Origin of the sequence: Blautia sp. 1001283B150304_161114_C9 (assembly GCF_015668165.1) — a bacterium.
Classification (GTDB): domain Bacteria; phylum Bacillota; class Clostridia; order Lachnospirales; family Lachnospiraceae; genus Blautia_A; species Blautia_A wexlerae.
This window is the reverse complement of sequence record NZ_JADPGO010000025.1, coordinates 42,955-54,413: the sequence shown is the minus strand read 5'-3', so window position 1 is coordinate 54,413 and position 11,459 is coordinate 42,955. Positions and strand designations below refer to the sequence as shown.

Annotated in this window: 10 protein-coding genes; all 10 read right to left on the bottom strand. The window is 43.7% G+C overall.

Annotation, left to right across the window (positions count from 1 at the left end):
• Nucleotides 1–112: 112 nt before the first annotated feature.
• Nucleotides 113–1,801 (bottom strand): [FeFe] hydrogenase, group A, encoded by a 1,689-nt coding sequence (locus tag I4V44_RS12800; RefSeq protein WP_008703039.1) that lies wholly within the window; start codon nucleotides 1,799–1,801, stop codon nucleotides 113–115.
• 15 nt (nucleotides 1,802–1,816) lie between these two features.
• Nucleotides 1,817–3,688 (bottom strand): NADH-quinone oxidoreductase subunit NuoF, encoded by a 1,872-nt coding sequence (locus tag I4V44_RS12795; protein WP_008703037.1) that lies wholly within the window; start codon nucleotides 3,686–3,688, stop codon nucleotides 1,817–1,819.
• Nucleotides 3,685–4,164: a complex I 24 kDa subunit family protein gene (locus I4V44_RS12790; RefSeq protein ID WP_008703034.1), complete on the bottom strand. Its 480-nt coding sequence runs from the start codon at nucleotides 4,162–4,164 to the stop codon at nucleotides 3,685–3,687. The genes I4V44_RS12795 and I4V44_RS12790 overlap by 4 nt, the downstream gene beginning before the upstream one ends.
• A 322-nt stretch (nucleotides 4,165–4,486) precedes the next feature.
• Nucleotides 4,487–5,188 carry a YoaK family protein gene (locus I4V44_RS12785; RefSeq protein ID WP_226824829.1) on the bottom strand — a complete coding sequence of 234 codons (702 nt, stop codon included), beginning with the start codon at nucleotides 5,186–5,188 and terminating at the stop codon, nucleotides 4,487–4,489.
• Nucleotides 5,189–5,505: 317 nt separating this feature from the next.
• Entirely contained in the window at nucleotides 5,506–6,072 is a 567-nt protein-coding gene (locus tag I4V44_RS12780; protein WP_022380686.1) for a Fe-S-containing hydro-lyase, read from the bottom strand.
• Between the two features lies 1 nt (nucleotide 6,073).
• Entirely contained in the window at nucleotides 6,074–6,916 is an 843-nt protein-coding gene (locus tag I4V44_RS12775) for a fumarate hydratase (protein ID WP_118330743.1), read from the bottom strand.
• A 170-nt stretch (nucleotides 6,917–7,086) separates the two neighbouring features.
• Nucleotides 7,087–8,700, bottom strand: a complete 1,614-nt coding sequence (locus I4V44_RS12770; protein WP_025576996.1) for an FAD-dependent oxidoreductase — start codon at nucleotides 8,698–8,700, stop codon at nucleotides 7,087–7,089.
• A 14-nt stretch (nucleotides 8,701–8,714) separates the two neighbouring features.
• On the bottom strand, nucleotides 8,715–9,392 hold the full coding sequence (locus I4V44_RS12765; RefSeq protein WP_008703029.1) for a 2Fe-2S iron-sulfur cluster-binding protein: 678 nt from the start codon (nucleotides 9,390–9,392) through the stop codon (nucleotides 8,715–8,717).
• 178 nt (nucleotides 9,393–9,570) lie between these two features.
• The gene (locus tag I4V44_RS12760; protein ID WP_022380684.1) at nucleotides 9,571–10,425 is read right to left on the bottom strand and encodes an FAD/NAD(P)-binding protein; all 855 of its coding nucleotides are present in this window, start codon (nucleotides 10,423–10,425) and stop codon (nucleotides 9,571–9,573) included.
• Entirely contained in the window at nucleotides 10,425–11,456 is a 1,032-nt protein-coding gene (locus I4V44_RS12755; RefSeq protein WP_196002814.1) for a 4Fe-4S dicluster domain-containing protein, read from the bottom strand. Before I4V44_RS12755 ends, I4V44_RS12760 begins: the two co-directional genes overlap by 1 nt.
• Nucleotides 11,457–11,459 lie beyond the last annotated feature (3 nt).

The window sequence follows — 11,459 nt, the reverse complement described above, 5'->3', positions numbered from 1 at the left end:
ACAAGCCAAAATTCCATTGCCGCAGGCAATCTGGAATGAATTTTGGCTACGTTACTGAGAACGGAGTGAACAGTAACGACATATTGTTTCTGTCAGGTATCACAGATATTCCTTAATAGGAATCATTGTGAAGCAGATGATGCTCTTTGCCTTTCAGAAGTCCGTTGTAAAGTTCCAGAACTAACGGGTTTTCATCAGATTTCTTAATGATAGTTGTATTATCTGCATTATACAGGCCCTTAGCTCTCAGAGCTTTGGTTCTGTCGCCGGATCTTGTCGGCTGTCCGCCACCCATGATACATCCGCGGCGGCATGCCATGATCTCGATCAGATGATATTCTTTCTCACCATTCTTAACCTGTTCCATAACGGTTCTTGCATTTGCAAGGCCGCTGGCAACACAGATATTAAGGTTCATTCCTTCATAAGGAACTGTAAATTCCTTGATTCCCTCATCTCCACGAACACCGCATTCTGCGATCTCATGCATGGTTTCTTTGCTGTGATCCGGAGTCAGGCGGCGGAGAACTGCTTCTGTAACACCTCCTGTAACACCGAAGATAACACCACCACCGGAGCCGAAGCCAAACGGCATATCACAGGCTTCCGGATCAAGAGTTGCAAAGTCAAGACCAAAGTTATCGATCATGCGGAGCAGCTCTGTAGTTGTAATAACGATATCTGTATCCTGTTCACCGTCTGTGAAGCTGTTCGGACGAACTGCTTCTGCCTTCTTGGCTGTACATGGCATAATAGAAATCATAACTGTTTTCTTGCCGCCGGCATGTTCCGGATCGCGGAAGTACTCTTTGATTACTGCTGAGAGCATTCCCTGTGGAGAACGGCAGGTAGAAAGATTAGGAATATACTCCTTGTACTGGTCTGTGATAAACTTCACCCATGCAGGACAGCAGGAAGTAAGAAGCGGAAGTTTCTCACCCTTCTTAATTCTGTCAAGGAACTCGGCACTCTCTTCCATAATAGTAAGGTCAGCACTGAATGAAGTATCATAAACTTCATCGAATCCCATTCTGTGGAGAGCATTGACAATCTTACCCATAACACTCTTGCCTTTGGTCAGTCCATAATGATCACCTACTGCGACACGTACTGCAGGAGCAATCTGAGCAACTACACGTATATTCGGATCAGCAAGTGCTTCCCATGCCTCGTCCATATGTGTCTTGATCGCAATCGCACCTGTTGGGCAATATACACGACACTGACCGCAGTTTACACATTCTGTCTCTGCGATTTTTTTGTTAAATGCAGGCATTACCATGGCCTCAGTTCCCCGGAATGCAAATCCTAAAGCTCCGATTCCCTGAAGTTCTTCGCAGGCACGTACGCAGTTACCACACAGAATACATTTGTTTGGATCACGAACCAGAGAAGGAGAACTTGTATCCAACTCATGATATTCCCTGGTATTTTTGAAACGGATTGTCTGTACGCCCAGCCTGTGTGCCAGTTCCTGAAGGACACACTCACCACTCTTAACACAGGTTGTACAGTCACGACAATGTGCTGCAAGCAATAATTCTACAATTAGTTTTCTGTATTTCTTGACTCTTCCGGAATTGGTATAGATCACCATTCCATCTCTTGGCTGTTCAGAACATGAGGCAAATGTTTTTCCCCTCTCGTCTTCAACTGTACATAAACGACAGGCACCAAAAGTGGATACCTCTGAGTGGTAGCACAGTGTCGGAATATTGATCCCTGCCTTGCGGATGACAGACAGGACATTTTTTTCATCGGTAAATTCTACCTTTCTACCGTCAATTATCATATGGCCCATAGTGTATCCTCCCTTCTATGCTTCCACATATACTGCATCAAAGTTACAGTTGTCCTTACATGCACCGCATTTGATACAGATGTCGTTATCAATGTGATATGGATGTTTGATCTTACCTGAGATCGCACCTGCCGGACAGTTCTTTGCACATTTACCGCAGCCGATACAGAACTCAGGGTTGATGTGGAACTGACGAAGAGCAGTACATACTTTTGCACGGCATTTCTTATCGCGGATATGTTCCTCATATTCATTGCGGAAGCGTTTGAGAGTACTGATAACAGGAAGAGGTGCACTCTTGCCAAGTCCGCACAGAGCCATGTTCTGAACCATATTTGCAAGCTCTTCCAGCTCATCCAGATCGGACATCTCACCCTTGCCATCTACAATCCTCTCCAGGATCTCCAGCATACGTTTGGTACCCTCACGGCACGGTACACATTTACCGCAGCTCTCACGCTGGGTGAAGTTCATAAAGAATCTGGCAACCTCAACCATACAGGTATTCTCGTCCATAACTACCAGACCACCAGATCCCATAATCGCATCTAATTTTTTGACAGAATCAAAATCAAGAGGTGCATCCAGCTGGTCAAGGATCAGACATCCGCCGGACGGACCGCCGATCTGGACACCCTTAAATGCGGCGCCACTCTTTAAACCACCACCGATATCATAGATAATGTGGCGGAGTGTGGTTCCCATAGGAACCTCTATCAGACCGGTATTCTCGATAGAACCGGTCAGTGAGAAGGTTTTAGTTCCGGGGCTTCCCTCTGTACCGATGGTGCGGAACCAGTCTGCTCCCTGAAGAATGATCTTCGGTACATTGGCATAAGTTTCTACGTTATTAAGAACTGTAGGTTTACCCCACAGACCTTTCTCTACTGTACGGGGCGGTTTTACACGAGGCATACCTCTGTTACCCTCGATAGATGCGGTAAGTGCCGAACCTTCTCCACATACGAAAGCTCCGGCACCTCTGTTGATATGTAAATGGAAGTTTACACCGGAATTTAAAATATTATCACCTAACAGGCCATATTTTTCTGCCTGTTCAATCGCCATCCTAAGTCTCTTTACAGAAAGAGGATACTCTGCACGAACATAAATATATCCATTCTCCGCACCGACTGCGTAGGCTGCAATAGTCATACCTTCGATCATCTTATATGGATCACCTTCCATGACGGAACCATCCATAAATGCACCGGGATCACCCTCATCACCATTACATACAACATAGCGGGTTTTCTCTGCCTGGCGTGCAACCTGAGACCATTTCTTGCCTGCCGGGAATCCTGCACCGCCACGACCGCGAAGCCCGGATTTAGTTACTTCATCAATAACTTCCTGCGGGGACATGCTTCCCATCACTTTTGCAAGTGCCTGATAGCCTCCCACAGCAATATACTCTTCGATAGATTCCGCATCGATTTTTCCGCAGTTTTCAAGAACGATACGTGTTTGTTGATTTAAGAAAGGAATATCATCAGGATGTGGACAGACTGTATTATTATCACGATAAAACAGTCTCTCTACAGGTTTTCCTTCCAATATAGTTCTCTCCACAATTTCCTTACAGTCTTCCGGCTGTACGTGAACATACTGATAATCATATGGTTCAATTCTCATCAGAGGTCCAAGTTCACATAAGCCCTGGCACCCTGTCTTGATCACGCCTACATGAGGCACATCCTTCTGCATTTCAACTGTTACTCCATCAATTCTCTCACAGAGTACTGACATCTCTTCATAAATCTTCTGCGCTCCGGATGCGATACATCCGGTACCTGAACAGACAAGAACGCGGCAGGTATAAGATTTAATCTGCTCATTTACTTCAGCCTGCTTATTTAACAGGTCTTCTTTACTCTTAATACTCATACGCACTCTCCTCTCAGTTTATTCAAAAGTTCTACAGCTTTCTCAGGAGTCATCTTCGGATGTACTTCATCATTGACAGTCAGTGTGGGGGCAAGTCCACATGCACCCAGACAGGATACTGTTTCTACGGTAAAAAGCATGTCATCTGTAGTGTGTTTCTTGTTGCTCAGTCCAAGTTCCTTCATCAAAGCCTCTTTTACAGGCATGGATTTTCTCACATGACAGGCTGTTCCGTCACACACTTTAATGACATATTTCCCTTTCGGCTCAAAAGAAAAATTCTCATAGAATGTGGCTACACTGTAGGCCTTGGCTTCTTTTACTCCGATTTCTTTCGCTACATAAGTCAGCAATTCTCCCGGCAGGTAACGATATTCCGCCTGAATATCCTGCATGATCGGAATCAGCGATGCTGCTGTACGTCCGTAGTGCTCGATGATCTCATCCGCTTTTCTGTAATAAGACTGGTCTAACATTCGGTTCCCTCCTTAAATAGTAATTTTGATACATTGGTTTTAATATAGTACCGATATATCGATTCCCACGCAGCTTTAGTTATTTTCAACATATGTGCTGTTGATATTATACATTATATAGTTGTTTTGCACAATATCATTTTTGAAATTTTCTGAAATTAATTTATAACAATTTGTTATAGATGTATAGTATTCATAAATGTATATAAATGAAAAGCAATTTCTTTAACAGGGTTGTTAATTTAATAGCAATATCAAAACAAAAAAGATCATTGAAAAGAATATTATCTTCTTCTCAATGACCTTTCTGGAAATGGCTGCATTATTTAATTTCATGTTCCTCATGGAAATGCTTATATTTTTCTATAAACATCAACAGAAAGCTGATCATAAGGAATCCACAGGAAACCCAGATCATTCTGATTCCATAGCGTATGGACAGATTTCCACCAATGCCGGCACCCAAGGCAAACATAAGGATGATTCCAAAATAATACATCGCCTGTTTTAGCTGTTTTGATTTTTTTTCACGAAAATAAACTGACAACGCAGCTGTACCACTGCGCAAATTACCGATACACATAGTACTTGCATAGGAATATCCGTTTACCTTGCGGAAGGACTGTACCTGCATTGCACAGGCGAAAGATGCCATGGCATTTGCCAGCATATTGTATTCGGTTGGCAGGAAACCTACTGTAAATAAGATCAGGATTTCTGCCAGCAGAACACCCTGCCGCCAGTGGAGCTTCTGCGCATATTTATAATTTGCCTGTATTTTCTCTGCAACCCACACCCCTAATGCAAAGGATATGATAGGAAAGAAATATCCCAGTCCTGCAGTCACTTCCCCTGCCATAAAATGTTGGCTCATAAGAACGACGTTTCCTGTCTGTGCATTACAGAATACTTCGTTTCTTGCATTATATGTATAAGCGTCCTGAAAACCTCCTGACAGTGCCAGGAATGCACTGTTTAAAAAGGCTTCCGACATTTGTATTTCGTGTTGATTATGATCTTTCATGATTTTCCCCGTTCAAGTTTATTTGCGATTATCTCCTGTACGGATAACTGCCTTTATTCTTTTACCGTCTTTCTCAAACATTCGAAATCCGTTGATTTACTGCGTAAATCGCTGCTTTCTCATGTTTGGCGGGTCCCTGACCCTGATTATCATGTTATACGTTTATAGGTCAAATGTAAAAGATATAATTCATATTATTGTATATATGATTTTTATATATTGGATACAATATATATATAATTTTGGCTATATAAAGCAACTTCCATATACTGTATGTCTACAGCATATGGAAGTTATTTTTTTATGTATCTGCAGAATTACTTATCTCCGTGTTCTTTGAGATATTCTGCTTTTCCCATCTCGTACAGATTATTACCTTCTGAGTCAATGATGACTACAAGAGGCATATCCTCTACATACAATTTACGAAGTGCTTCTGCTCCCAGATCTTCATAGGCGATCAGTTCGGCCTTTTTGATGCATTTTGCAAGAAGCGCACCTGCACCGCCGATAGCTCCGAAGTATACACCATCATATTTCTTCATGGCGTCTACTACTTCCGGAAGGCGGGCACCTTTTCCGATCATTCCTCTTGCTCCCACAGACATCATTGTGGGTGCATAGGCATCCATACGTCCGCTGGTTGTAGGGCCCGCGGAGCCAATGACTGCGCCTGGTTTTGCAGGAGTTGGTCCTACATAGTAGATGGTTGCATCTGTAGGATCAAATGGAATTTTCTCACCTTTTGCAAGGGCCTCACACATTCTCTTGTGTCCTGCATCACGTGATGTATAAATAGTACCTGTTAATAATACCTGATCACCTGCATGGAGAGTTCTTGCCAGCTCTCTAGTAAGTGGAAGTGTAATTTTCTTTCTTTCCATCTCAGATCACCTCCGATTTATGGCGGGTTACATGGCAGTTGATATTAACTGCACATGGCATACCTGCAATATGAGTCGGCATTGTTTCGATATTCAGGCCGATGGCTGTTGTCTTTCCGCCAAATCCCTGAGGTCCGATTCCAAGCTTGTTTACTTTTTCCAGCATTTCTTTCTCAAGATCAGCATAGAACGGATCCGGGTTCTGAGTATCCAGAGGTCTCATCAGTGCTTTCTTTGCAAGAAGTGCACATTTGTCAAAGGTTCCTCCGATACCAACTCCGACTACCATTGGCGGACATGGGTTGGGACCTGCGGTCTCTACTACTTCAAGGATAAAATCCTTGATTCCCTGTAATCCTGCAGATGGTTTGAACATACGGATCTGGCTCATGTTCTCACTTCCGAAGCCTTTGGGGCCTACTGTGATCTTTACCTGATCTCCGGGAACGATTTCTGTGTAGATCATAGCCGGTGTATTGTCGCCTGTGTTTCCACGGCGAACCGGATCCTTTACTACAGATTTTCTTAAATATCCCTTGTCATATCCCCGACGTACACCTTCATTGATGGCATCGTTCAGATCTCCCCCAACAAAATGTACATCCTGTCCGATTTCAAGGAATACACATGCCATTCCTGTATCCTGGCAGATCGGCACATTCTCATTATCTGCAATATCAAAATTCTCAATAATGTTGTCAAGGACACCCTTGGCAATCTCTCCATCTTCACATGCGCGGCATGTTTTGATGGCGCATTTTACATCTTCCGGAAGATGTTCATTTGCTTCGATACAGAGTTTTTCGATGACATCTGTAAGTCTGCTTACTTCTACTTCACGCATTCTGGTAAGCTCCCTTCTCTATTTTTGGATATGCCATTAAGCAATGACATATTCCCTTTTTCATTATATCAAAGGTTTCCGGTAACGGCAATTTCCCGGCACCGATACCGGAACATTTTTATCGTATACTGGTTACAGTAACTTTTATATTCTGATTGTCTGACCTTTTATCAGCGCTGCTCGTGACGGGCATATTTTGGAAGCAGTAATGGAGATACTTTGTCAGTATGTAAATCTGCTTTGTCCAGTTCATCTGCATATTTGTAGATATGATCGAGGTTCATTTCACCAAGCTCTACATTCTTGCATTTTGCAGCTGCCTTTTTACCTGCATTTCTTCCGAATACGATAACATCCAGAAGAGAGTTACCCATCAGTCGGTTTCTTCCGTGGATTCCACCTGCGGCTTCTCCTGCAACTAACAGGTTTGGAATTTCTTTTGTGAATCCGTCTCCGTTAATCTCAAGACCACCGTTCTGGTAATGAAGTGTCGGATAAATAACGATAGGAACTTTTCTCATATCAATGCCGTAGTTCATGTACATACGGAACATAGCCGGGATTCTCTTTTCGATGGTTCCTTCGCCACCGAGGATCTCGATCATCGGAGTGTCAAGCCATACACCTTTCAGTCCTCCCGGAACTTCTACGCCGCGGCCTTCTTCACATTCACGGATAACACCGGAAGCATTTACGTCACGGGTTTCAAGCGGATGAATATAAGCTTCTCCGTTTGCATTTACAAGCTGTGCACCAACAGAACGAACTTTCTCAGTTACCAGAGCACCCATGATCTGTGATGGATAGATTGCTCCTGTTGGATGGTACTGGATAGAATCCTGATAAAGAAGGGAAGCACCTGCTCTGTATCCAAGTACAAGTCCGTCTGCAGTTGCGCCATAATGGTTAGATGTCGGGAATCCCTGATAATGCATTCTTCCTGCACCACCTGTTGCGATTACAACAGTTTTGGCTCTTGCAACAGAATAATCTCCTGTTTCCATGTTAAGAAGAACTGCACCTGCAACCTGTCCTTTTTCATCTTTCAGAAGTTCAACAGCTGAAGTAAATTCAACTACCGGAATCTTAAGATTCAGAACTTCATCTCTGATGGTACGCATGATCTCAGATCCGGAATAATCCTTTGCAGCATGCATTCTCTTTCTGGAAGTACCGCCGCCGTGTGTGGTAACCATGGTTCCGTCTTCTGCTTTATCAAATTCAACACCAAGGTCATTGAGCCATTTGATGGCATCCGGAGCTTCCATTACCAGTCTCTTTACCAGTTCCGGTTTTGCTGCAAAATGTCCGCCGCCGAAGCAGTCCAGATAATGCTGTACAGGAGAATCATTCTCTTTGTCTGCAGCCTGGATACCGCCCTCTGCCATCATTGTGTTGGCATCACCGATACGAAGCTTTGTAACGATCATAACGTCTGCACCTGCATTGTGTGCTTCAATGGCACAGGAAGAACCTGCACCGCCACCGCCGATCACAAGTACATCTACATCATAATCAATTTTTGTAAGGTCAATTTTTTCGTTGATCAGACGGCTTGTTGAATGAAGCATTTCTGCCAGTTCCAGAGGAGCTTTCTGTCCTTTGTTTGGTCCGACTTTGATTTCTGCAAACGCGTCTGGATTATAATCCGGATGGAATTTCTCAAGAAGAGCGTCTTTCTCTTCAGCTGTCAGACGTCTTGGCTCTGTTGCCATACGCTGTGCTCTTGTAGCCTCTACCTTTTTGATGGATTCCATCATATTTTCTGGATATGGTGCATACATGTTTTACGCCCTCCCTATTTCTCAATTTCTCTGTTGTTGTAAAGTTCCTGCATGTCTGTGATTGGTTTCTGCATGATCTGCTCGATCAGATCATCATATTTACCTTCGTGGATTTCTTCTACACGTTTCTCCAGATGTTCGCTCTTAGGCGCGATATATTTACCTGTGAGACGTCTTGCCAGAAGACCTACCATCGGATGGGAAATACCGGCCGGACATCTTACAGAACAGCATCCGCAGCTTACGCAGTCGAAGGATTCCTCTGCACATTTTTCAAGTTCGCCTCTCTGTGCATATGCGATGTACTGCATTACATTTAAGTCCTGAGTACATGCTTTTGTACAGGCATTACATCCGATACAGCTGTAGATTTCCGGATAGAGTTCCATCATTACCTGCTGATTCGGTTTCAGGTCTTCGATGTTGTAGAGTCTCTTATCTGTAGGGAAGAACGGGATGCTTGCTACATACATTCCTTCCTGTACCTGTGTCTGACAGGCAAGACATGTTTTCAGCTCGTTTTCACCTTTGATTCTGTAGATTGTTGCGCAGGCTCCGCAGAATCCGTGTCTGCAGCCGCATCCTCTCTTTAATGTATAACCGGCATATTCCATGGCAGTCATAATTGTAAGTTCTGCAGGTACGCTGTATTTCTTACCGAAAAAATATACGTTTACCATATTCTTTTCCATTTGAGATTACCAGTCCTTTCTATATATATCATCTGTCGTCAGCAGCACATACAAGCTCGAATCCGCTACGCTACTTCTCGCTTGAGGGCGTTCGCCCTACAGAATGTTCTGTGAAAGAATGCTTATATGCAAGCATGACGCATTCCTTCACATCACTTTCTGCACTGCTCATTGCTTATCAATATTCTGCAGGTAATTCATCAATCTCGTCGCATCTGAATACCGGACCGTCTTTGCAGACGTATTTGGAACCGATATTGCAACGGCCGCATTTACCGATACCGCATTTCATACGAAGCTCCAGAGTTGTGTAAACCTGTTCTCTGGAGAAGCCCAGTTCTTCCAGTCCTGCAAGAACGAACTTGATCATGATCGGCGGTCCGCAGACAAGTGCTGTTTTGTTTGTATCGAATCCAATCTCTTTCAGATAAGAAGGAACGAATCCAACGTGTCCGTCCCAGCCTTCCTGTTCACGGTCGATTGTCAGATAAACATTAACTCCCTCTGCTTTCATCCAGACTTCCTGGATTTCTTTTAACTGTACCAGGTCATCTGCGGAACGGGAACCATAGAGGATATCTACTGTTCCGTAATCTGCACGGTTATCCAGTACATAGTTGATAACAGAACGAAGAGGTGCAAGTCCGATACCACCTGCGATAAACAGAAGGTTTTTACCTTTTAATTTATCTTCTACAGGGAAATGATTTCCGTATGGTCCACGGACTGTGATCTCATCTCCAACCTGAAGGCTGTGGAGATAATCGGTCAGTGCACCGCACTTCTTGATACTGAATTCCTGATATTCTTTATTTGTAGGTGAAGAAGTAATGGAAAACATACCTTCACTTACACCTGGTGCGCAGACCATTGCACACTGGCCAGGCATATGTTCAAAAAGCTTTCCACCTTCAGGAGCATTTACGCGGAAGGTCTTAACGTCCGGTGTCTCCTGGCGGATATCTGTGATCACACCAACCTTTGGGATCAGTGTGTCTAATGTATAGTTTTTATGGCAGGTACATTCGCTCATTATTTTTCACCTCCCTGATTTTCAAAAGCTTTGATGACTTTTACGATATTTAAGGATGACGGGCATTTCTCAACGCAACGACCACAGCCTACACAGGAGAACATTCCGTTATTGTTTACAGGATAGTAAACAAGCTTATGCATGAATCTCTGACGGAAACGCTGCATCTGGCTGTTACGGTTATTTCCGTGTGCCATCATGGTAAAGTCAGAGTACATACAGGAATCCCAGCAGCGGTAACGCTGTACGCCGTGTCCTGTGTCATAATCTTTGATGTCATAGCACTGGCAGGTAGGGCATACAAATGTACAGGTACCACATGCCAGACATGGTTTATAAAGTTCTTCCCATACAGGAGAATTGAAACGATCCATGTAATCTTCCTGTCCCCATCCTTCCAGAGAAAGATTAGAGTACGGAAGCTTCTCTACGATTGCGTGGATCGCAGCTTTCTCTTCTTCTACTTTTGCTTCGTCAGCATCGTTGAGAAGTTCTGCAACTGCTTTTGTAAGGGCTTCCCCTTTCTCTGTAAGAGGTTTCCAGTAAAGCTCTCCCTCGATCATCCATGTTGCAACATCTGCAACAGGGTCTGCGCAGTCAATACCGAATACTTTACAGAAACAGCTTTCTTCCGGCTCATGGCATGCAAGTGCTACAATCGTACCATGATCTCTTCTGGCTGCATAGAAAGTATCGATCGGATCACTTAAGAATACGTTATCCAGTACTTTTACACCCTGGATATCGCAGGCTTTCATTCCGAACACAACAAAGTTCTTTTCCTGTAATGCCTGTGGCTCAATGGAGATATTCTTCTCCTCTTTCTTACAGGTGTAGAGGTTTTCACTCTGTGGAAAAAAAGCATCTTTTGGTGATTTTACAGTTTTTAAAGTATCAAGACAAACTTCTGCATCTTCGCTCCATGCTTTGAAGTTTACCTGATCACTGACTTTGACCGGTAAATATAAATCCTGATCTGCGGCAATCTTCTGGAATAATGCCTGCAGATTCTCTGCTGCTATCTTATACATACA